The sequence below is a fragment of the Streptomyces sp. NPDC055400 genome, assembly GCF_053644375.1.
Genome location: NZ_JBSHLM010000008.1, coordinates 111,221 through 133,245 on the forward strand (window position 1 = coordinate 111,221; position 22,025 = coordinate 133,245).

At 70.7% G+C, this 22,025-nt stretch carries 19 protein-coding genes and 1 riboswitch; of the genes, 7 read left to right on the forward strand and 12 right to left on the reverse strand.

What is annotated here, in order from left to right:
- Positions 1 to 6: 6 nt before the first annotated feature.
- Both ACWIGU_RS21965 and trpS read right to left on the reverse strand, forming a co-directional pair.
- Positions 7 to 588: a 2'-5' RNA ligase family protein gene (locus ACWIGU_RS21965; protein ID WP_454403265.1), complete on the reverse strand. Its 582-nt coding sequence runs from the start codon at positions 586 to 588 to the stop codon at positions 7 to 9.
- A gap of 63 nt (positions 589 to 651) precedes the next feature.
- A complete protein-coding gene (gene trpS / locus ACWIGU_RS21970; RefSeq protein ID WP_454403267.1) occupies positions 652 to 1,665 on the reverse strand; it encodes a tryptophan--tRNA ligase in 1,014 nt (337 codons plus the stop codon).
- Between the two features lie 193 nt (positions 1,666 to 1,858).
- Between trpS and ACWIGU_RS21975 the strand changes: the two genes are divergently transcribed.
- The 3 genes from ACWIGU_RS21975 to ACWIGU_RS21985 all read left to right on the forward strand — a co-directional run bounded on the left by ACWIGU_RS21975 (position 1,859) and on the right by ACWIGU_RS21985 (position 4,247).
- Entirely contained in the window at positions 1,859 to 2,506 is a 648-nt protein-coding gene (locus ACWIGU_RS21975; RefSeq protein ID WP_454403269.1) for an RNA polymerase sigma factor, read from the forward strand.
- On the forward strand, positions 2,499 to 3,359 hold the full coding sequence (locus tag ACWIGU_RS21980; protein ID WP_454403271.1) for a hypothetical protein: 861 nt from the start codon (positions 2,499 to 2,501) through the stop codon (positions 3,357 to 3,359). Before ACWIGU_RS21975 ends, ACWIGU_RS21980 begins: the two co-directional genes overlap by 8 nt.
- Before the next feature lie 138 nt (positions 3,360 to 3,497).
- Positions 3,498 to 4,247, forward strand: a complete 750-nt coding sequence (locus tag ACWIGU_RS21985) for a hypothetical protein (protein ID WP_454403273.1) — start codon at positions 3,498 to 3,500, stop codon at positions 4,245 to 4,247.
- A gap of 104 nt (positions 4,248 to 4,351) precedes the next feature.
- On the opposite strand, the gene ACWIGU_RS21990 is transcribed toward ACWIGU_RS21985, so the two are convergent.
- Positions 4,352 to 5,800: a glycine hydroxymethyltransferase gene (locus ACWIGU_RS21990; RefSeq protein WP_454403274.1), complete on the reverse strand. Its 1,449-nt coding sequence runs from the start codon at positions 5,798 to 5,800 to the stop codon at positions 4,352 to 4,354.
- Positions 5,801 to 5,861: 61 nt separating this feature from the next.
- Positions 5,862 to 5,948, reverse strand: a riboswitch (ZMP/ZTP riboswitch).
- Positions 5,949 to 6,041: 93 nt separating this feature from the next.
- On the opposite strand from ACWIGU_RS21990, the gene rocD reads away from it, so the two are divergent.
- Positions 6,042 to 7,292, forward strand: a complete 1,251-nt coding sequence (gene rocD, locus ACWIGU_RS21995) for an ornithine--oxo-acid transaminase (RefSeq protein WP_454403276.1) — start codon at positions 6,042 to 6,044, stop codon at positions 7,290 to 7,292.
- 126 nt (positions 7,293 to 7,418) lie between these two features.
- Positions 7,419 to 8,264, forward strand: a complete 846-nt coding sequence (locus tag ACWIGU_RS22000) for a hypothetical protein (RefSeq protein WP_454403654.1) — start codon at positions 7,419 to 7,421, stop codon at positions 8,262 to 8,264.
- 220 nt (positions 8,265 to 8,484) lie between these two features.
- Here the strand turns inward: ACWIGU_RS22000 and pdxR are convergent, their stop codons facing one another.
- Entirely contained in the window at positions 8,485 to 9,909 is a 1,425-nt protein-coding gene (gene pdxR, locus ACWIGU_RS22005) for a MocR-like pyridoxine biosynthesis transcription factor PdxR (protein ID WP_454403278.1), read from the reverse strand.
- Between the two features lie 47 nt (positions 9,910 to 9,956).
- On the opposite strand from pdxR, the gene ACWIGU_RS22010 reads away from it, so the two are divergent.
- Positions 9,957 to 10,499 carry a carboxymuconolactone decarboxylase family protein gene (locus ACWIGU_RS22010; RefSeq protein WP_454403280.1) on the forward strand — a complete coding sequence of 181 codons (543 nt, stop codon included), beginning with the start codon at positions 9,957 to 9,959 and terminating at the stop codon, positions 10,497 to 10,499.
- Positions 10,496 to 10,681: a hypothetical protein gene (locus ACWIGU_RS22015; protein ID WP_454403282.1), complete on the forward strand. Its 186-nt coding sequence runs from the start codon at positions 10,496 to 10,498 to the stop codon at positions 10,679 to 10,681. Before ACWIGU_RS22010 ends, ACWIGU_RS22015 begins: the two co-directional genes overlap by 4 nt.
- A gap of 100 nt (positions 10,682 to 10,781) precedes the next feature.
- Here ACWIGU_RS22015 and ACWIGU_RS22020 read toward each other — a convergent pair whose 3' ends face one another.
- From ACWIGU_RS22020 to ACWIGU_RS22055, 8 genes are all read right to left on the reverse strand, one after another.
- Positions 10,782 to 11,723 carry an ABC transporter substrate-binding protein gene (locus tag ACWIGU_RS22020; RefSeq protein WP_454403655.1) on the reverse strand — a complete coding sequence of 314 codons (942 nt, stop codon included), beginning with the start codon at positions 11,721 to 11,723 and terminating at the stop codon, positions 10,782 to 10,784.
- Positions 11,724 to 11,809: 86 nt separating this feature from the next.
- Positions 11,810 to 13,783 (reverse strand): ABC transporter permease, encoded by a 1,974-nt coding sequence (locus ACWIGU_RS22025; protein ID WP_454403284.1) that lies wholly within the window; start codon positions 13,781 to 13,783, stop codon positions 11,810 to 11,812.
- Positions 13,783 to 14,985: a quaternary amine ABC transporter ATP-binding protein gene (locus ACWIGU_RS22030; protein WP_454403286.1), complete on the reverse strand. Its 1,203-nt coding sequence runs from the start codon at positions 14,983 to 14,985 to the stop codon at positions 13,783 to 13,785. Before ACWIGU_RS22030 ends, ACWIGU_RS22025 begins: the two co-directional genes overlap by 1 nt.
- Positions 14,985 to 16,523: a GMC family oxidoreductase gene (locus ACWIGU_RS22035; RefSeq protein ID WP_454403288.1), complete on the reverse strand. Its 1,539-nt coding sequence runs from the start codon at positions 16,521 to 16,523 to the stop codon at positions 14,985 to 14,987. Before ACWIGU_RS22035 ends, ACWIGU_RS22030 begins: the two co-directional genes overlap by 1 nt.
- Before the next feature lie 101 nt (positions 16,524 to 16,624).
- The gene (locus ACWIGU_RS22040) at positions 16,625 to 18,127 is read right to left on the reverse strand and encodes an aldehyde dehydrogenase family protein (protein ID WP_454403290.1); all 1,503 of its coding nucleotides are present in this window, start codon (positions 18,125 to 18,127) and stop codon (positions 16,625 to 16,627) included.
- Between the two features lie 335 nt (positions 18,128 to 18,462).
- Positions 18,463 to 19,455 carry a malate dehydrogenase gene (locus tag ACWIGU_RS22045; protein ID WP_326774451.1) on the reverse strand — a complete coding sequence of 331 codons (993 nt, stop codon included), beginning with the start codon at positions 19,453 to 19,455 and terminating at the stop codon, positions 18,463 to 18,465.
- A 349-nt stretch (positions 19,456 to 19,804) separates the two neighbouring features.
- Positions 19,805 to 20,974: an XRE family transcriptional regulator gene (locus ACWIGU_RS22050; protein ID WP_454403292.1), complete on the reverse strand. Its 1,170-nt coding sequence runs from the start codon at positions 20,972 to 20,974 to the stop codon at positions 19,805 to 19,807.
- Between the two features lie 615 nt (positions 20,975 to 21,589).
- Entirely contained in the window at positions 21,590 to 22,009 is a 420-nt protein-coding gene (locus tag ACWIGU_RS22055; RefSeq protein ID WP_454403656.1) for a DUF3017 domain-containing protein, read from the reverse strand.
- Positions 22,010 to 22,025: the final 16 nt, after the last annotated feature.

Here is a 22,025-nt window from a genome sequence, read left to right on the forward strand (position 1 = left end):
TTCGCGTCAGCGAGCCGGCTGTCGGCCCCGCTTCGAACGGTCGGGACCCTGTGCGGGCACGGCCGGGCCGCCGAAGGGGAACTCTCGCAGCTTGCGCCAGATACCGTCGGCGCCCTGCTCGTACAGCGCGAATCCGGTGCACTGCCAGGCCGCCTCATATCCGGCGAGGTCCTCGTATGCCCGGTCCATCGCTTCCTCCGCGATGCCGTGCGCCACCGTGACGTGCGGGTGATACGGAAACTGCAGCTCGCGCGCGACCGGACCCGACGCGTCACGCACCTGCTTCTGCAGCCATGCGCAGGCCTCGGCGCCCTCCGCGACCTGTACGAACACAACGGGAGACAGCGGACGGAAGGTTCCCGTCCCCGCGAGCCGCATCGCGAAGTTCCGCCCCGCGGCGGCGACCTCCTCGAGATGGGTCTCGATCGAAGGCAGCGACCCGTCCTCCACCTCGGTCGGCGGGAGCAGAGTGACGTGCGTGGGGATGCCGTGCGCCGCGGGGTCACCGAAGCCCGTGCGCCGCTCCTGGAGCTGGCTGCCGTGTGGCTCCGGGACCGCGATCGAAACGCCGATCGTTACGGTCCCCACGTCGTACTCCTGTCGTCGTGTGGTGGGCGGGTGGCGGTCAGGCCGTTCAGGCGGGGCTGGGGCTCAGTGCTTCGCGGGCAGCAGCCCGACCTTGTCGTATGCCTGGGCGAGGGTTTCGGCGGCGACAGCGCGCGCCTTCTCCGCGCCCTTGGCCAGGATCGAGTCGAGCGTCTCCGGGTCGTCCAGGTACTCCTGGGTACGGGTCCGGAACGGTGTCACGAAGTCCACCATGACCTCTGCCAGGTCCGTCTTGAGCGCACCGTACATCTTGCCCTCGTAATTCTGCTCCAGTTCCGGGATACCTGTGCCGGTGAGGGTGGAGTAGATGGCGAGGAGGTTGCTGACGCCCGGCTTGCTCTCCGGGTCGAACCGGATCACGGTGTCGGTGTCGGTGACCGCGCTCTTGACCTTCTTGGCGGTGATCTTCGGCTCGTCGAGAAGGTTGACGAGCCCCTTCGGCGTCGACGCCGACTTGCTCATCTTGATCGACGGGTCCTGGAGGTCGTAGATCTTCGCCGTCTCCTTGAGGATGTACGGCGCCGGGACCGTGAAGGTCTCGCCGAAGCGGCCGTTGAAGCGCTCGGCGAGGTCGCGCGTCAGCTCGATGTGCTGACGCTGGTCCTCGCCTACGGGCACCTGGTCGGCCTGGTAGAGCAGGATGTCCGCGACCTGGAGGATCGGGTACGTGAAGAGGCCGACGGTCGCGCGGTCGGCGCCCTGCCTGGCGGACTTGTCCTTGAACTGCGTCATGCGGGAGGCCTCGCCGAAGCCCGTCAGACAGTTCATGACCCAGCCGAGCTGCGCGTGCTCGGGGACGTGGCTCTGCACGAACAGCGTGCAGCGGTCCGGGTCCAGGCCGGCGGCGAGGAGCTGCGCCGCGGCGAGCCGGGTGTTGGCCCGGAGCTCCTTCGGGTCCTGCGGCACGGTGATCGCGTGCAGGTCCACAACCATGTAGAACGCGTCGTGAGACTCCTGCAGCGCCACCCACTGGCGGACCGCGCCGAGGTAGTTGCCGAGGTGGAACGAGCCTGCGGTGGGCTGGATTCCGGAGAGCACGCGGGGACGATCAGAGGCCATGCTCCTCATTGTCTCAGGTGTCTCTCATTGGTTGGAGACAGGTGGGCGACGGGTGCACGACAAGTGCCGAAACCGTGTACGGAGAGCCATCGCCCACCCCGCCCGGCGTGTCGCCGGGATCTGGCCCCGAGATCTCCCTTCCGACCTGCCTGCGGAGCGAGTTCGGAAAAACCTGTGCGACGGGTGGGAACCGATGCGCGGGGTGCGGTGTATCAACGATGTGAGGACACAGGGGGAGGTCCTGGAGGGGGGCCGCGCCGTCGACGACGAGCGTGCGGTGATCGCTCGCGTGCGTGCCGGAGATGTGGAGGCGTACGCGGTGTTGGTGCGCGCCTTCACCGGGCTGGCGCTGCGGGCGGCCCGGGCCCTCGGGGCGGGCGCGGATGCGGAGGACGTGGTGCAGCAGGCCTTTTTCAAGGCCTACTGCGCCCTGGGACAGTTTCGGGACGACTCGTCGTTCAAGCCGTGGCTGCTCGCGATCGTCGCCAATGAGACGAGGAACACAGTGCGCTCGGCGGTGCGACAGCGTTCGGTCGTGGGGCGGGAAGCAACGTTGATAGAGGCCGAGCCGCGGATACCCGAGACCACGGATCCGGCGGTCGCGGCCGTCCACGACGAGCGGCGGACGGCATTGCTCGCCGCGCTCGAGGAGCTGAGCGAGGAGCATCGGCTGGTCGTCACGTACCGGTATCTGCTGGAGATGGACGAGGCGGAGACGGCCGAGGCGCTCGGCTGGCCGCGCGGCACAGTGAAGTCGAGGCTCAATCGCGCGCTGCGGAAGCTGAAGCGGATTCTTCCGGCCGAGCTGGACCCGCGGGAGGGAGGTGATGAGCATGAGTGAGCCGCGCCACGAGGACGACGGAAGCCACGGCCCCGGCAAGGACGGGCCCCGCGCGGGTCGTGGGCTGCCGGATGAGCTGCGGGCGCTGGGCAGGTCCCTGGACGGTCTGGGCCCCGGCGGCGAGTCGATGGCCGAGCGGGTACTGGCGCAGATACTCGCCGAGTCGGTTCCGGCGCCGGTGGCCGAGCCGGGGGCGGCCCCTGCCCGGGTGCGGCTGGCGCGCCGCTGGATACGGAAGCGGTGGCGGATGCTCACTGCGGGAATGTGCGGAGTGCTGACGGTGCTCGTGCTCACGCCTCCGGTGCGGGCCGCGGTCGCCGACTGGTTCGGCTTCGGCGGGGTGGAGGTCCGGTACGACCCCTCGGCCCTGCCGTCGTCCGGTGCTCACGTCCCCGGGTGCGGCACGTCGCTCTCGCTGGGTGAGGCCCGACGAGAAGCCGGATTCGAACCCCTGGTGCCGGACGAGCTGGGGATACCGGACGCCATCACGGTGACGCGGGAACCGAAATCGCGTTTCTTGATCACGCTGTGCTGGCGCGAGGACGGGCACACGATCCGACTCGACGAGTACCCGGCCCAGCTCGACATCGGGTACACGAAATCGGTGCGTACGCAGCCGCGCTGGGTCGACCTCGGCCCGGATACGGGGCTGTGGTTCGCCCAGCCCCATCTGCTCAGTTTCTGGATGCTCGACGGCAACGGCGACCGGTGGATCCGCTCGGAACGCACCGCGGGCCCGACGCTCCTGTGGACCCGTCGGCAGCAGGTGACACTCCGCCTGGAGGGAATCGAGTCCCAGCAGCGGGCGATGGAGATCGCACGGTCTGTACGGAAGCCGGACGCCGTCACCTGATGTCCGGGGGCTGAGCCGGCGGAGCTCCCGCACACCCGGGAACTCACGCGCCCAAGTTGGGAACCCGGTCGGGTCGAGCGGTGTACCAGAAGTGAATCGGCACGGACGGGCCGTGCCGGGACCAGCTGGGGGGAACGGATGCGAACAGTACGAAGGCCGGCGGCGCTGGCGGTGGCGCTGACGGCGGTACTCGCCGCGATGCTGCTGAGCGCGTCAGGGGCGTCGGCCGGCGGACCGACGAGCGTTCTGGTGGTGTCGCCCGAGAGCGGCCAGAGCGCGTCGCTCTACTTCAGTGACAAGAAGTACAGGCCGCTGGAAAGCCTCCTGGGCGAACCGGACCAGGGCCGACGGGAGGAGCCGCCCGGCTTGGGCATAGGCGCGGGACGTCAGCTCAATGTCACCTGGCTGGTGCACGACGTGCTGCCGTGGCGGGTCGACCAGGTCTATCCGGACTCGCCGGGCACGAAGGACGTCTGGATACACACAGCGACGCACGTGCCGGACTCCTACAACGGGTACTGGCACAAGGCGCAGAAGCCGGCAGAGCTGCGCGCGCTGCTGAAGGACCTCGGAGTCATGGGCGAGCGGTCCCGAAAGGGCGGGAGCCCGATCTTCCCGGCACCCTGGCAATCACCCGACCGGTCCAAGGAAGCGCTCGGTGGAGCTCCGGCAGCCGGCAGTCGCGATGCCGGGCAGTCCGCAGGCGCGCGGGCCTCAGCAGCCCGGGCGGGCGAGGGGACGGACTGGTGGTGGGCGATACCGGGGCTGGCGGCGGGTGCCGCGCTGGCTCTGGTGCTGCGGCCGCTGGCCGACAGGTTGCCGCGTCGTCGCCGGACGGGCGGGACCCCGCCGGACACCGGACCACGGCAGCAGCTGATCGACTCCTGAGAGTCGCTCTTCAGCTCTCACGGCTGCGAGTACGCACTGACCGGCCCGTCGGTGCGGCTGGTGACGGGCCGGTCAGGAGATCACAGAGCTAGAGGGGCAAGCGATCAGGTGAGGTCGACTTCCGGGTAGAGCGGGAAGCCGCTCAGCAGGTCGGATGCTCGCGTGGAGACCTCGTCGGAGACCTTCTCGTCCAGGATGTGCTGGGCCTTGGAAGGCGCGCCCTTGCTGGTGGTGCCCGGTTCGGCGGCGGTGAGCACGCGGTCGATGAGGCCGGCGACCTCGTCCATCTCCGTGGTGCCCAGGCCCCGAGTGGTCAGAGCGGGGGTGCCGATGCGGATGCCGGACGTGTACCAGGCCCCGTTGGGGTCGGAGGGGATGGAGTTGCGGTTGGTGACGATGCCGGAGTCGAGGAGCGCGTTCTCGGCCTGGCGGCCGGTGACCCCGTAGGAGGTGGCGACATCGATCAGGTTGAGGTGGTTGTCCGTGCCGCCCGTGACGAGGGTGGCGCCCCGGCGGGTCAGGCCCTCTGCGAGGGCGCGGGCGTTGTCGACGACGGACTGCGCGTACTCGCGGAACTCGGGGCGGCGAGCCTCGGCCAGGGCCACGGCCTTGGCGGCCATGACGTGGGGCAGCGGACCTCCGAGGACCATCGGGCAGCCGCGGTCGACCTGGTCTGTGAGCGAGTCGTCACAGAGCACCATGCCGCCCCGCGGGCCGCGCAGCGACTTGTGCGTCGTGGTGGTGACGATCTGGGCGTGCGGCACCGGGTCGAAGTCGCCGGTGAGGACCTTGCCGGCGACGAGGCCCGCGAAGTGCGCCATGTCGACCATGAGGGTCGCCCCGACCTCGTCGGCGATCTCGCGCATGATGCGGAAGTTCACGAGGCGGGGGTATGCGGAGTAGCCGGCGACGATGATCAGCGGCTTGAAGTCGCGGGCCATGGCGCGCAGGGCTTCGTAGTCGACGAGGCCGGTCTGCGGGTCGGTGCCATAGCTGCGCTGGTCGAACATCTTGCCGGAGATGTTGGGGCGGAAGCCGTGGGTGAGGTGGCCGCCGGCGTCCAGGGACATGCCGAGCATGCGCTGGTTGCCGAAGGCCTGACGGAGCTCGGCCCAGTCGGCGTCGGAGAGGTCGTTCACGTTGCGGACGCCGGCGAGCTCCAGGGCGGGGGCCTCGACGCGCTGGGCGAGGACGGCCCAGAAGGCGACGAGGTTGGCGTCGATACCGGAGTGCGGCTGGACATAGGCATGGCGGGCGCCGAAGAGCTCGCGGGCGTGTTCGGCAGCGAGGGCCTCGACGGTGTCGACGTTGCGGCAGCCGGCGTAGAAGCGGCGGCCGACGGTGCCCTCGGCGTACTTGTCGCTGAACCAGTTGCCCATCGCGAGGAGGGTGGCCGGGGAGGCGTAGTTCTCGCTGGCGATCAGCTTGAGCATCTCGCGCTGGTCGGCGATTTCCTGGCCGATGGCGTCGGCCACGCGGGGCTCCACCGCGCGGATCACGTCGAGGGCGCTGCGGAACGCTACGGATTCGGTGGAGAGGGTGGGCTCTGACATGACGGACCTCCGGACGGATGGGACCTCCGCTGCCCGAGCGAAGTCGAGAGCGGGAGGTTCACGGGTCGGCCCAGGCGCACGGCACACAGTTCGCAGGCCGCTCCCCGATGGTCGGTCCCATCCCAGCGCGCCAGTCACGGCCCTGCGGGCCACCCTACCGGGCGCGCCGGGAGGCGAGGTTTCCCGGTCCACGATGCGAGCGACGATAGGAAGGGGCCACAAGCTCACGTTTTCGCGTCATATGAGCCGTAAGAACGGAGATCCCGTGACTGCCGCGACTCCTCCGAATGCCGTAACGGAAACCTTCATCACCGCGTCCGAAGCGCACAGTGCGCACAACTACCATCCGCTGCCCGTCGTGGTCGCCACGGCGGAGGGGGCGTGGATGACGGATGTCGAGGGGCGCCGGTACCTCGACATGCTCGCCGGCTACTCGGCTCTCAACTTCGGCCATGGGAACCGGCGGCTCATCGAGGCCGCCAAGGCGCAGATGGAACGGGTGACGCTGACGTCCCGCGCCTTCTACCACGACCGGTTCGCCGAGTTCTGCACCCAGCTCGCGGAGCTGTGCGGCATGGACATGGTGCTGCCGATGAACACAGGGGCGGAGGCAGTGGAGACCGCCGTGAAGACGGCGAGAAAGTGGGGGTACCAGGTCAAGGGGGTGCTCGACGGCAGGGCGAAGATCGTCGTGGCGGGCAACAACTTCCACGGGCGCACCACGACCATCGTCAGCTTCTCCACGGACCAGGAGGCGCGCGCGGACTTCGGCCCCTATACGCCGGGCTTCGAGATCGTGCCGTACGGCGATCTGACGGCACTGCGCGGCGCCATCACCGAGAACACCGTCGCGGTGCTGCTCGAACCGATCCAGGGCGAGGCCGGTGTCCTCGTACCGCCGGCCGGATACCTGTCGGCGGTAAGGGAGTTGACCCGCGAGCGGAACGTGCTGTTCATCGCCGACGAGATCCAGTCGGGACTCGGGCGGACCGGGCGGACGTTCGCCTGTGAGCACGAGGGCGTGGTGCCCGACATGTACGTACTGGGCAAGGCGCTCGGCGGTGGGGTCGTGCCGGTGTCGGCGGTGGTGTCCAGCAGCGAGGTGCTCGGAGTGTTCAAGCCGGGCGAGCACGGGTCGACGTTCGGCGGGAATCCGCTGGCCTGTGCGGTGGCGCTCGAGGTCATCGCGATGCTGCGCACCGGGGAGTTCCAGCAGAGGGCGACGGAGCTGGGCGAGCATCTGCACGCGGAGCTCGGGCTGCTGGTGGGCACGGGCAAGGTGACGCAGGTGCGGGGACGCGGGCTGTGGGCGGGGGTCGACATCGATCCGTCGTACGGGACGGGGAGGGAGATCTCGGAGAAGCTGATGGACAAGGGCGTCCTGGTCAAGGACACCCATGGGAGCACGATCCGGATCGCTCCCCCTCTGGTGATCAGTAAGGAGGACCTGGACTGGGGGCTCGACCAGCTTCGGGCGGTCCTGGCGGTCTGACGGTGGTGCGCCTCCGGCAGGGTTCGCCTCGTGGTCCGGCCGTTCACGGGAGCGCCCTCGGAGGGTGGGCCGCCCGCGGGCCGGCTGGTGTGGGGCACCCTCTACAGTCGCTTTGTGCTTCTTGGAATGGTTTGCGCGCTCGGGGCTGCGGTCTGTTTCGGTACGGCTTCCGTGTTGCAGGCGATGGCCGCGCGGGCCGCGGAGCCGGGGTCGGGGTCCGGCGTCGACGCCGCATTGTTGCTGCGGGCGCTGCGGCAGTGGCGTTACGTCGCCGGGCTGGGACTCGACCTCCTCGGGTTCGTGTTGCAGGTCGTGGCGCTGCGGTCCATTCCGATCTATGCCGTCGGCGCGGCGCTCGCCGCGAGTCTGGCGGTGACGGCGGTGGTTGCCTCGCGGCTGCTGGATGTGCGGTTGAGCGGTGTCGAGTGGGGCGCCGTCGGAGTAGTGGTGGCGGGGCTCGCGATGTTGGGGCTGGCGTCGGGGACGGAGGGTGACAAGGCCGGTTCGGACGTGTTGCGGTACGCGATGCTGGGGACAGCGCTGGGCGTGTTGTTGATCGGGGCGGTGGCCGGGCGGCTTCCGGGGAGGGGGCGGGCGCTCGCGCTGGGGCTCGGTTCGGGGTTCGGGTTCGGGGTGGTGGAGGTGTCGGTGCGGCTCATCGACGACGTGTCGCCCGGCGCGTTGCTGAGCAATCCGGCGACGTATGCGCTGCTGCTCGGTGGGGGTGCGGCGTTTCTGTTGCTGACCTCGGCGTTGCAGAAGGGGTCGGTGACCACGGCCACTGCGGGGATGGTCGTGGGCGAGACGGTGGGGCCGGCGCTCGTCGGGGTGATCTGGCTCGGGGATCGCACGCGCGAGGGGCTGGCCTGGCTGGCGGCTCTCGGGTTCGTGGTGGCCGTGGCGGGGGCGTTGGCGCTGGCGCGCTTCGGGGAAGCCCCGGTGGGGGACGCGTCCGCACCGGCCCGGGTCTGACCCGAACCCCACCCGACCCGAACCCGTTCCGACCCGACCTTGAGCTGACCCTGCCCCGCCGCCCCTTGGCGACCCGACCCGACCCGACCTTGAGCTGACCCCGCCCCGCCGCCCCGTGGCGACCCGACCCGATCCTGAGCTGCCCCGCCCCGCCCCCATCGGCCCCCCGACCCGAACGCGGGCCGTGCCACCCGAGACGCCCACTGCCCGATGCCCGCCCCTAAGGCAGCACCCGGCACAACGCCTCGAGCGCGCTGGTCCAGGCGTGGTCCGGTGGGGTTCCGTAGCCCACCACCAGGGCGTCCAGGGGTGGTTCGGCGGGGGCCGCTGCGTGGCGGAAGCTGGAGAGGCCGGCCACTCCGAGGCGCTGCCAGGCGGCGGCGCGGACCACGGACTGTTCGGTTCCGGGAGGGAGTTGGAGGACGGCGTGCAGTCCGGCGGCGATTCCGGTGGCGCGGACGTCGGGGGCGCGTTCGGCGAGGGCGGCGACGAGCTGGTCGCGGCGGCGGCGGTAGCGCAGGCGGGCGCCGCGGACATGGCGGTCGTAGGCGCCCGAGTCGATGAACTCCGCGAGGGTCAGCTGGTCGAGAACGCCGCATGACCAGTCGGCGACGCCCTTCGCCTCGATCACCTCCCGGGTGACGGAGGGCGGCAGCACCAGCCAGCCGAGGCGCAGGCCCGGTGCGAGGGATTTGCTGGCCGTGCCGAAGTAGACGACGCGGTCGGGGTCGAGGCCCTGGAGGGCGCCGACGGGCTGACGGTCGTAGCGGAACTCGCCGTCGTAGTCGTCCTCCAGGATCAGTCCGCCGGTGCGGCGGGCCCAGTCGACGGCGGCGGTCCGGCGGTCGGGGTGCAGGGCCCCGCCCACCGGGAACTGATGGGCGGGGGTCAGGAGGGCGGCACCCACGTCCGGTTCGCCGGTCGCCAACTCATCGGTGCAGGTGCCGAGTTGATCGAGGGGAAGGGGGTGGGTGCGCAGGCCTGACCGCGTCAGGATGTCCCAGTGGACGTCGAGCCCGTATGTCTCCACGGCCACATCGCGCACGCCCCTGTTGCGCAGCACCTCGCCGAGCAGCATCAGGCCGTGGACGAAGCCGGAGCAGATCACGATGCGGTCCGGGTCGGCGTGGACGCCGCGGGCGCGGGCGAGGTAGCCGGCGAGGGCGGTGCGCAGTTCGATGCGGCCGCGGGCATCGCCGTAGCCGAGGGCTTCGTTCGGGGCGGCGTTGAGGGCGCGGCGCGAGGCCTTGAGCCATTCGGCGCGCGGGAACGAGGAGAGGTCGGGGGTGCCGGGGTGCAGGTCGTGGCGGAGTCCGGCAGGAGTGCGTCGGCCCCGGGGCGAGGCCGGCCGGGGCGCCTCGACAGGCCGCTGCGCGACACGCGTCCCCGAGCCCTGACGCGCGGTGAGCCAGCCCTCGGCGACGAGGTCGGCGTAGGCGTCGGCGACCGTGTTGCGGGCGATGCCCAGGTCGGCGGCGAGTGTGCGGGACGAAGGGAGGCGGACACCTGGGGCGAGGCGTCCGCCGCGTACGGCCTCGCGGAGCGCGTCGGTCAGGCCTTTGCGCAGGCCGGAGCCGGTCGGCTCGACGTGCAGATCGATACCGAGCGCTTGACCGGAGGGCGAAGTGGCCCAGGATTCCACCATGGAAATGGACCATACCCGTGGGCTACTCCGCTCGTAGGGTCAATGTCATGACAACGAACGAGAACACCACCGACAGCACCAGCCCGGCCACTGGCACCGACGGGACCACCAAGGAGTACGTCCACGAGCACGCGCCCCGGCTGGCTTGGGCCAAGCACGCTCCGGAGGTCTACAAGGCCATGATCCGGCTCGACGCGGAGGCCCGTAAGGGCGTCGACCCGGTGACGCTGGAGCTGGTCAAGATCCGTACTTCGCAGCTCAACCACTGCGCGTTCTGCCTCGACATGCACTCCAAGGACGCGCTCGCCGCGGGCGAGAGCGTCGAGCGGATCATCCAGCTGTCCGCGTGGGAGGAGTCGCAGCACTTCTACACGCCCAGGGAGATCGCGGCGATCGAGCTGACCGAGGCGATCACCGTGCTCACCGACGGGTTCGTGCCAGACGAGACGTACGAGAAGGCGGCGAAGCTGTACGACGAGAAGGAGCTGACGCAGCTGATCGCCGCGATCACGGTGATCAACGCGTGGAACCGGTTCGGTGTGTCGACGCGGATGGTGCCCGGGCACTACACCGCGGGCGACTTCAAGTGACCGCTCGTACGACGTACCTGGACGCCGGTGTGCGCGACGCGATGATCGCGCTCGGGGCCGCCGCGAAGAAGGGGCTCGGCGAGGCCGGGCTCGCCCGTCTCCTCGGCGTGATCACCGTCATCAACAGCTGGATCCGGCTCATGGTGAGCCGCCGGATCGTGCCCGGCGGACCGCAGTGGTGACGTGCCGCCCACGCCCCCACGCGTAGAAGCCCGCGCACAGACGTGCCGGGTGCCCCCGTCAGGAAGGACACCCGGCACGCGCGCGGGAGGAGCCCTGCGGCTACTTCGGCAGCCAGGACCGCCAGGTCGACTCGTGCTCGTCGATCCACTTCTTCGCCGCCTCGTCCGGCGACAGCTTCTGGTCGGCGATGAGCAGAGAGACCTCGTTCTGGTCCTCGGTCGTCCACTTGAAGTTCTTCAGGAAGGCCGCCGCCTTGCCGCCGCTCTTCGAGAAGTCCGCGTTGAGGTACTTCTGCAGCGGCGTCTTCGGATAGGCGCAGGCCACCTTCTTCGGGTCGGCGTCGCAGCCCTCCTTGTACGCGGGCAGCTTCACCTCCGTCATCGGCACCTTCTTGAACAGCCACTGCGGCTGGTACCAGTACGTCAGGAACGGCTTCTTGGCCTTGGCGAACTGCTTGATCTGGGTGATCTGAGCCGCCTCGGAACCGGAGAACACGACCTGGTACTTCAGCTTCAGGTTGTTGACCAGCGCCTTGTCGTTGGTGACGTACGACGGAGATCCGTCGAGGAGCTGGCCCTTGCCGCCGCTCTCGGCGGTGCGCAGCTGGGACGCGTACTTGTTGAGGTTCTTCCAGTCGGTGACGTCCGGGTGCTGCTTGGCGAAGTACGTGGGGACGAACCAGCCGATGTGTCCGGTGACTCCGAGGTCGCCGCCGTTCACGATCGTCTTCTTGTCCTTGACGTACCGCTGCTCCTGGTCGGGGTGGCCCCAGTCCTCCATGATCGCGTCGACGCGGCCCTGGCTGAGGGCGTCCCACGCGGGTACCTCGTCGACCTGGACGGTGTCGACGCGGTAGCCGAGCTCGTGCTTGAGCAGGTACTGGGCCACCGCGATGTTGGACTGCGCGCCGACCCAGGACTGGACCGACAGGGTCACCGTCTTCGCGCCCTGGGCGTTGGCGTACGGGGAGGACTGCTTGGTCATGTCGGCGGCGCCGCAACCGGTCGCCACCAGCAGGGTGCCCGCGGCCGCGAGCCCCATGGTCATCCTGCGTGCCCGCACGGGGCGCAACATGGTCATCCTGCGCGCCCGCACCGGGCGGAAAGATCGAAGTGTTCGCATCGCGATCACGCTCCCTTCTTCGCGCGGCGTTCGGTCGGCTGGGTGACCCGGTCGAGCATGAGGCCGAGGCACACGATCGCCGCGCCGCCGACGAGCCCGGTCGCCAGGTCGCCCTGGGCGAGGCCGAACACGACGTCGTAGCCGAGCGCGCCACCGCCCACCAGACCGCCGATGATCACGACGGCGAGGACGAGGACGACACCCTGGTTCACGGCCAGGAGCAGCGCGGGCCGGGCCAGCGGCAGCTGGACCTGGCGCAGTTGCTGCCCGCTCGTCGCGCCCATCGACCGGGCCGACTCCATGGCGGCCCCGTCGACGTGGCGCAGCCCCTGCGTCGTGATGCGGACGACGGCCGGCAGCGCGTAGACGACGGCGGCGGCGACCGCGGGGGCACGGCCGACGCCGAACAGGGCGACCACCGGGATCAGATACACGAACTGCGGCATCGTCTGGAAGACGTCGAGCACGGGCCTGAGCACGCGCTCGAGTCGCTCGCTGCGCGCGGCCGCGATCCCGACCGCGAAGCCGACGACGAGCGTCACGGCGACGGCCGCGAGCACCTGCGACAGGGTGTCGAGGGACGGCTTCCACACACCGAGGACACCGATGGCGGCCATGGCGAGCACGGCCGTCACGGCGGTGCGCCAGGTGCCGATCAGCCAGGCCAGCGCGGCGACGATGAGGAGCACGGACCACCAGGGCAGCCACTGCAGCCCGTCACGGATCGGGTCGAGAACCCAGGTGGTGAAGTGCCCGGCCCAGTCGGCGGTTCCGCCGATGTAGGGGACACCGGAGTAGAGGTGGCCGGTCATCCAGTCGACGGCGTTGTTGACCGGGTCCGCGATGTTCACGGTCCAGGTGTCGGGCCACTCGATCCGGTCCGCGAGGCGGGCCACGAGGGCGACGACCACCGTGAGAACGGCGGCGACGACCCAGCCGTACGGGCCGTGCAGGCGGCGGCTGTCGGGTTCGGCGGCGCCGAGGCGCGCTCCCGCCGCGGCCGTCGTACGGTCCAGGATCACGGCGAGCAGCACGATCGGGATGCCGGCCGCGAGGGCCGCGCCGACGTCCACGGAGGCCAGTGCCTGGTACACGCGGTCGCCGAGACCGCCGGCGCCGATCACCGACGCGATGACGGCCATCGAGAGCGCCATCATGATCGTCTGGTTGAGCCCGAGGAGGAGTTGCTTGCGGGCGAGCGGGATCCGGGCCGTCAGGAGCCGCTGCCGCGCGGTCGCGCCGAGCGAGGCGACGGCCTCCATCACACCGCCGTCGGCGCCGCGCAGGCCGAGCGCCGTCAGACGGGCCATCGGCGGGGCGGCGTAGACGACGGTCGCGAGGACGGCCGCGGGCACGCCGATGCCGAACACCAGAACGACCGGCAGCAGATACGCGTACGCGGGAAAGACCTGCATCGTGTCGAGGACGGGCCGCAGCGCACGGTACGTGCGGTCGGAGAGTCCGGCGGCGAGTCCGAGGACCGCGCCGAGCACGACCGAGGCGAGCACCGCGACGATCATCAGCGCGAGGGTCTGCATGGTCGGCACCCACATGCCGAACGCGCCGCACACGAGAAGCGCGGCGACGGCGGCCGCAGCGAGCTTCAGGCCCGCGACGCGCCAGGCGATGAGCCCGGCCGCGGCGGTGACGCCGGCCCAGCCGGCCGCGAGGAGCACCAGGTACGCGCCGCGCACGCTCAGGACGACGGCGTTGCTGATGTGTCCGAAGAAGTAGAGGAACAGCGGGTGGCTGTCCCGGTTGTCGATGATCCAGTCACTGGTCTTGCCCAGTGGTTCGGTCAGGTCGACGGTGAGCGCGTGCGGCCAACTGCCGCTCGCCCACTTGGCGTTCACGATCGGTACGAGGACGGCCGCGACGACGGCGAGCAGCAGGAACTTGCCGAGGACGCGGTTGCGCAGGAGCGCGCCGAAGCGCGGGGTGTCCGCCGCGGGGGCGGTGGCGGTACTGGCTGCAGCCATCAGGCGACCTCCTCGCCCGGCGGCGTGACCGGCGCGGGCGCGTCGGCCACGGCCGCATCGGAACCGGCCGCATCGGAACCGGAGGCCCCGCCCGAGTCGGACCCGGCCACACCCCCGTCTGCGGAGGCCTCCGTCTCCGTCCCCGCCACCACACCCAGCAGCCGCGCATGGTCCACGACCCCCAGGCACCGCCCCTCGTCCATGACCCGCACCGCGAACCCGGTCCTGGCGACCGCCTCGATCGCCTCCGACACGGTCGCGCCGGGCGCGATGGCGGGGCCGCGATCCTGCTCGTCGGCGTCGGCGGGCCGCATCGCGCGGCGCACCGTCATGACCTGCTCGCGCGGCACGTCCCGCACGAACTCGCGTACGTAGTCGTCGGCGGGCGAGCCCACGATCTCCTCGGGCGTGCCCAGCTGCACGATCCGGCCGTCGCGCATCAGCGCGATCCGGTCGCCGAGCCGCAGCGCCTCGTTGAGGTCGTGCGTGATGAAGACCATGGTCCGGCCCTCCTCACGGTGGAGCCGGATGACCTCCTCCTGCATGTCGCGGCGGATCAGCGGGTCGAGGGCGCTGAACGGCTCGTCGAACAGCAGCACTTCGGGATCGACCGCGAGGGCGCGCGCGAGCCCGACACGCTGCTGCTGACCGCCGGACAGCTGCCCGGGCCGCCGCTGCTCAAGGCCGTCGAGGCCGACCTTCGCGACGACCTCCGCCGCCCTGGCGCGCCGCTCGGCGCGGCCCACGCCCTGGATCTCCAGGCCGTACGCGACGTTGTCGAGCACGGTGCGGTGCGGAAGGAGCCCGAAGTGCTGGAAGACCATGGCGGCGCGGTGCCGGCGCAGTTCGCGCAGGCGTCCCTTGTCCATGCCGAGGACGTCCTCGCCGTCGATGGAAAGCCGTCCGGAGGTCGGCTCGATGAGCCGGGTCAGGCAGCGTACGAGGGTGGACTTGCCGGAGCCGGAGAGGCCCATGACGACGAAGACCTCGCCCTTGCGCACATCGAAGCTGACGTCGCGCACGGCGGCGGTGCACCCGGTGCGGGCGCGCAGCTCGGCGGCGCTCAGGCCGGCCAGCTCCGCATCACCCGGCACCCGGTCGGCCTTCGGCCCGAAGACCTTCCACAGATTGTTCACGGAGAACACCGGCGAACCCGCCTGCGCGTCCGCCACCTCAGCGTTCGACATCGTGTTCGTACTCATCACGCATCACCACCCAGCAGCTCGGCACACTTCTCCCCGACCATGAGCACCCCGATCATCGGGTTCACCGCCGGCATCGTCGGGAAGACGGACGCGTCGGCAATGCGGATCGCTTCCAGGCCCCGGATCCTCAACTCCGGGTCCACAACGGCGAGTTCATCATTCCTGGCGCCCATGCGACAGGTCCCGGCGGGGTGGTAGACGGTGTGCGCGACCCTGCGCGCGTACTCGCCGAGCTCCTCGTCGCCCACGACGTCGGGCCCGGGGCACACCTCGCGCTTGAGCCAGCCGGCGAGCGGCTCGGTCTTCGCGATCTCCCGCGCGATCCTGATGCCGTCGACCAGCGTCCGGCCGTCGTAGTCGTCCTCGTCCGTGAAGTAGCGGAAGTCGAGGGCGGGCTTCTCCTCCGGATCCGCGCTGGTCAGGTAGAGGCGGCCGCGGCTGCGCGGCTTGGGGATGTTCGGCGTCATCGAGACCCCGTGCTCCGGCCTGACGTAGCCGAGGCGCTCCGGGTTGTCGGTGAACGGGATCTGGTAGAAGTGGAACATCAGGTCCGGCCCGCTCGCCTCGGGATCGCGCTGCACGAAGAGGCCCGCGTCGCTGTCCATGGCGGAGTTGTCGGGGATCGGCCCGTCCGTCTCCCACACGATCACGGACTCGGGGTGGTCGAGCAGGTTCTCGCCGACGCCCGGCAGGTCGTGCAGGACCGGAATCCCGAGCTTCTCCAGGTCGGCCTTCGGCCCGATCCCGGAGTGCATGAGCAGCCGGGGCGTGTCGACCGCGCCGGCGCACACGACGACCTCGTGCCGCGCCTCGACGAGCAGCTCCTCGCCGTCCTTCGTCCGTACGTGGACACCGCGCGCCCGTGTGCCGTCCATCTCCAGCCGGTACGCCCACGTCTCGAGCAGGAGCGTCAGGTTGGGCCGGTCACCGGCCTCCATGTGCGGGTGCAGATAGGCGACGGAGGCGCTGGAGCGCTTGTTGTTCTCCGGGTGGTACGCGAGGTCGAAGAAGCCGACGCCGTCCTTGAACGGCGCCTTGTTGAAGCCGTCCACGCGCGGCACGCCCGTGGCGGTCTGCGCGGCGTCGACGAAGTCGCGGGCGATCGCGTTCCGGTCCTTCTCGTCGACCGCCACGATGTTGTTGCGCAGCTTGCCGAAGTACGGGTCCATCGCCTTGTGGTCCCAGCCCTCGGCACCCGCCGCCGCCCACTCGTCCCAGTCGCCGGGCAGCGGCTTGAACGAGATGAGCGTGTTGTGCGACGAGCAGCCGCCGAGCACCTTGGCGCGGCTGTGCAGGATGTGCGAGTTGCCGCGCGGCTGCTCGGTGGTGGTGTAGCCGTAGTCGAGGTCGCCGCCGAGGAGGCCGAGCCAGCGGCGCAGGGTCAGGACGTCGTCGCGGTCGATGTCGCTCGGGCCGCCCTCGATGACGGCGACGGTGACGTCGGGGTTCTGGGTCAGCCGGGAGGCTATGACGGAACCGGCGGTGCCGCCGCCGACGACGACGTAGTCGTACGTGTTCACGGACTTCTCAGGCATGCGTCAACTCCAAGGTTCTGCGCGTAATGGGCGGTGCGGCGTGCGGTTGCCCGGCCGGCGCGGAAGGAACGGGTGGTCAGCCCGGTGCGAGGGGTGGGTGCTCAGCCCGCGAACCAGCGCACGGGCTTCGGCGCCAGGTTCTGGTAGACGTGCTTGGTCTCGCGGTACTCGGCGAGCCCGGCGGGGCCCAGCTCGCGGCCGATCCCGCTCTTGCCGAAGCCGCCCCACTCCGCCTGCGGGAGGTAGGGGTGGAAGTCGTTGATCCAGACCGTGCCGTGGCGAAGGCGTCCGGCGACGCGCCGCGCGCGCCCCGCGTCGGCGGTCCAGACGGCGCCCGCGAGCCCGTACTCGGTGTCGTTGGCGAGCGCGACGGCCTCGTCCTCGGTGCGGAACGTCTCGACCGTCAGGACGGGTCCGAAGACCTCCTCGCGGACGACGCGCATCTCGCGGTGGCACTGGTCGAGGACGGTGGGCTCGTAGAAGTACCCGTCGGCGGGCCGTACTTCACTGGGCTCGGGCCGCTTGCCACCGCTGCGCAGGACGGCGCCCTCGGCGAGGGCCGACGCCACGTACGACGCGGTCTTGTCGCGCTGCTGGGCCGAGACGAGGGGGCCGCACTCGACGCCGTCCTCGGTGCCGCGGCCGAGCCTGATCTTGTCGGCGCGGCGGGCGAGTTCGGCGACGAAGCGCTCGCGCACGGACTCCTCGACGATGAGCCGCCCGCCGGCGGAGCAGACCTGGCCGCTGTGGATGAAGGCGGCGTTCAGCGCCTGGTCGACGGCGGTGTCGAAGCCTTCCTCGGTCTCGCAGGAGTCGGCGAAGACGACGTTCGGGTTCTTGCCGCCCAGTTCGAGGGCGACCTTCTTCACGTCGGCGGCCGCGGCCTGCGCGACCTTCGTGCCGCTGATCAGGCCGCCGGTGAAGGAGACGAGGTCGACGTCCGGGTGCTCGGCGAGCCGGGCGCCCACGGTGTGACCCGGCCCGGTCACGATGTTCGCGACGCCCGCGGGAAGGCCGGCCTCCGCCAGGAGCTCGATGAGGACCACGGTGGTCAGCGGCGTGATCTCGCTCGGCTTGATGACGAAGGTGTTTCCGGCGGCGAGGGCCGGGGCGACCTTCCAGCTGGCCTGGAGGAGCGGGTAGTTCCACGGGGTGATCAGGGAGCAGACGCCGACGGGCTCGTGCACGACGACGCTGTGTATCTCGTCGGACCCGGCGTCGACGACGCGCCCGCCGCCCTCTGAGACGACCAGATCGGCGAAGTACCGGAAGGCGTCGGCGACACAGTCGACGTCGACGCGCCCCTCCTCGACGGTCTTGCCCGCGTCGCGGCTCTCGAGCAGACCGATCTTCTCCCGGTCGCGTACGAGGAGATCGGCGACGCGGCGCAGCAGCGCGGCGCGCTCGGCGACGGGCGTCGCCGGCCAGGTTCCCTCGTCGAAGGCGCGGCGCGCGGCGGCCACCGCGGCGTCCGCGTCCTGCGTACCGCCCTCGGCGATCAGTGCGAACGGCTGGGCATCCGCCGGGTCGAGAATCTCGCGCGTGGCCCCGGAGGCGGCGCTGCGCCACTCTCCGTCCACAAAAATGCTCTGGTTTTCAGACACGTCCCGTTTTGCCTTCCGTTCCCGAACAGTCCCCCTGAACATCGCGGAACTCCCTTTTCACGGAGAGCCTGCGACGTCGGAACCCCCTGCCCCTGGGATCGGAAAGCATGCACAACCCGTGGCTGAAAGTGGTCCGCGTCACGGCATACATGGTGAGTAAGTCCGAAATGTCACCACTGGCGTCGCTACTCGGGGTACATGCCCCATGCAAACATGCCCTGTACAGACAGGTGACGCACAAACACCGCGCCCCCGCCTGTCCGGATCGACCGGACGGACGGGGGCGCGTATGAAGCCGTGTGCAGGTGACTACGGGTGCCTGCGGGACGCGTGGATCAGATGAGGCCGAGCTCGCGGACCGCGGCGCGCTCCTCCTCGAGCTCCTTCACCGACGCGTCGATGCGGGCGCGGGAGAACTCGTTGATGTCCAGACCCTGGACGATCTCGTACTTGCCGTCCTTGGTGGTGACGGGGAAGGAGGAGATCAGACCCTCCGGGACGCCGTAGGAGCCGTCCGACGGGATACCCATGGAGGTCCAGTCGCCCTCGGCGGTGCCGTTCACCCACGTGTGGACGTGGTCGATCGCGGCGTTCGCGGCCGAGGCGGCCGAGGACGCGCCACGGGCCTCGATGATCGCGGCGCCGCGCTTGGCGACGGTCGGGATGAAGGCGTCGGCCAGCCACTGCTCGTCGCCGCCGATGGCCTCGATGGCCGGCTTGCCCGCGACGGACGCCTGGAAGATGTCCGGGTACTGGGTGGCGGAGTGGTTGCCCCAGATGGTGAGGCGCTTGATGTCCGCGACCGTCGTGCCGGTCTTCTTCGCGAGCTGCGTGAGCGCGCGGTTGTGGTCCAGGCGCGTCATGGCCGTGAAGCGCTCGGCCGGTACGTCCGGGGCGGCGGCCTGCGCGATGAGCGCGTTCGTGTTGGCCGGGTTGCCGACGACGAGGACCTTGATGTCGTCCGCGGCGTTGTCGTTGATCGCCTTGCCCTGCGGCTTGAAGATGCCACCGTTGGCGGAGAGCAGGTCGCCGCGCTCCATACCCTTGGTGCGGGGGCGGGCGCCGACGAGGAGGGCGACGTTGGCGCCGTCGAACGCGACGTTCGGGTCGTCCGAGATCTCGATGTTCTGCAGCAGCGGGAAGGCGCAGTCGTCGAGCTCCATGGCGGTGCCCTCGGCGGCCTTGAGCGCCGGGGTGATCTCCAGGAGGCGCAGGTTGACCGGCACGTCCGCGCCGAGCAGCTGGCCGGAGGCGATGCGGAAGAGCAGTGCGTAGCCGATCTGGCCGGCTGCGCCGGTGACGGTGACGTTCACGGGAGTGCGGGTCATGGCGTTCTCCGTATGACAGCAGGGCTTTTTTGATCGATCTCTCGGCATCAAGAGATCCGCCCGTCAGGCTATCGCGCCCCGGACCCCCCGCACCTCCGGGTACCTGTGGCCCGCCCCACAGAACACCCGCTCCCCTCAACCGGAACAGGTGACGCGGAGCGGGAGGTGACGCAACGGCAGGCGGCCGCCTGCTCGGGAGAGGTGGGCAGACGGCCGCCTGTGGGGGGCGCCACTTGGTGACTGCTCCCGTGGGGGTACTGGTCCGCCTGCCCCGGTCCGGGGCAGGCATGCCCCCGTCTCGCAAGGAATTCCGCGGCACCTGCGCCACGGTCCTGCGCCGCGCCCGTCCCTACTGCGTGCAGCCCTGCCGGCCCGCCTTCAGCGTCGCGCAGGCCTTCGCCTCGCTCGCCTTCGTGACGGCCACCATCGGGGTGTACGCGTCGAGGTCCGCGTTGACCGTGCCCTTCTGCACGCCGGTGGCGCCGGCCTGCTGGATACGGACCACGTCACCCGGAGCCGCCTGCGTGATGCGCGCCCACGCGGCCCCGCACGTCTTGCTGTAGCGGACCTCGATCTTGGCCTGGCCGACGAGCACGGAGTCCGTGGTCCGCGCGAACTCGCCGCCGCAGCCCATCGCCTCGGGGTCCTTGCCGGTGCAGTCCTTGCCGCTGCACTGAACTCCCGCGGGCAGTTCGGGGGCGCTGCTGGTCGGCGTCGCCTCCGGCTTCGCCTCGTCGTCCTTGCCACCCTTCCCCGCGCCCGTGAGGTACACGGCCGCGGCGATGACGACGAGCGCGCCCACGACGCCCGCGAGGAACATCGTCAGCCGGCGCCTGCGCCACTGCCGGTCCGGCGAACCGCCGCCCGCCCCCGGCTGCCCCGCCGCTCCGCCACCGCCACCGCCCGCGTAGCCCCCCGCGTCCGCGTAGGCCCCCGCCCCGCTCGCGTACGGAACGCCTTCCCCGGCGCGCTCCCCCGGACGGAACCCCTGCTCCCTCTCGCTCCCGTACGGCACCGAGTCCGCCAAAGGAGCCTGCCCCTGTGGCGGCACGGTCGGCGCGACGCCCGCGGCCCCCGCGACGCCCCTCGCGCCGCCGCCGCCGGACGGCCTGGCCGCCGTCCTGCTGCCGGCGCCCGCGCCCCCGCTGCCGTTCTTGCCGGTCTTCGTGGCCGTCGGTCCGAACTCCCCGAGCGCCGCACGCGCCTGGGAGATCCGTATCGCCTCCATCGTCATGTCATGACGCATCTCGGAGCGGCTCCAGGCGCGCTCCGCGAGCTCCCACATGGTGGTCAGATGGACCGGATTGGTGCCCGTCACCTCGGCCAGGGCCACGATCGCGCGCTTGGGCGCGAGCAGCCGGCCGTTCAGATACCGCTCCCAGGACGTCTTGCTGTACCCGGTGCGGTCCGCGACCGCGGCGATACTCAGACCGCTGCGGTCGACGAGCCTGCGGAGCTGGCTTGCGAACTCCCTGACCTGCGGGTCGAGTTCATCCGGTAGCGCCCTCCAACGAGGCATTGCTTCCCCCCTATTCCCCCCGTACGTGCCCTGATCCCCCGCGCCGCGCCGCACCCCTCGCGCTGCCCTCGGCCGGCGTTGGCTTCACCGGCCCACTCTGGCTACCCAGTGGGATGCGCGGAGCCAGGATGTCAGTTCCGGGGGCGGGGGCGCACGGGGGCATTCGACTCACGGGCGTGCACCGTTGCACGACCGGAGGTCCACGGTCCAGTGTCCCACCGGGGCCCCCACCCCCTCGCGGAACCCCGAACGCCCCAGCTCAGCGCCTGGGTCGCCCCGGACCGTCCCGATTGCCCACGTTAGCCCCGCTGTTGAGGCAGCTGACGGTAAATCCGCGAACTTGTCGATACATCAACACACTTCGACACAGGAGGAATGACGCATTACGGGAAGCGCCCGGCAGGCCGATCGTTGCCGTCCTCGCACACCGTGGCGGAATGGTCACTTCCGTGCCACAGCGGCCCGCTCGGCCTTGAAGCCCACCTGACGCGTCCATGACGCTGATGACCACGGCAGGGAGATCTCCCCAAAAAGACTCCGGCCCCAAAGAACGGCGGCGCCCGTCCTCCCTCGGGGGAGAGGACGGGCGCCGCCTTTGTGCGCGCGCCGCGGGCGTCAGCTGATCGTGAAGTGCAGCGTGTCGTTCAGGAACGGGATGACCAGCAGGGGATTCGGCTCCACCATCAGCGCGAGCAGCACGATGACGACGCCCAGGAACCCGTACGTCACCATGTCGGTGAAACGGGAGCGCACCGCGAGCATGCCCACGGACGGGAGCGTCCAGCGCAGCACCGCACCGCCGATCAGGGCGACGCCGATCAGCAGCGTCCCGACGCGGAACACGTCGAACGCGGTGAGCAGCAGTCCGACGCCCACCAGCGAGATCACCGCGAGGATCGGCCACTGGCGCGCCGGGGCCGGGGCGTCACCCGGCGCCGCGCGGCCGCCGCCCTCGGGGCGCGCGGTGTCCCTGGTGAACAGCGGGAACCGGCGCGAGGCGCGCCGCGGCTCCCCTTCGGCGCCCGGAGCCGTCACCGCACCCTCGGCGCCT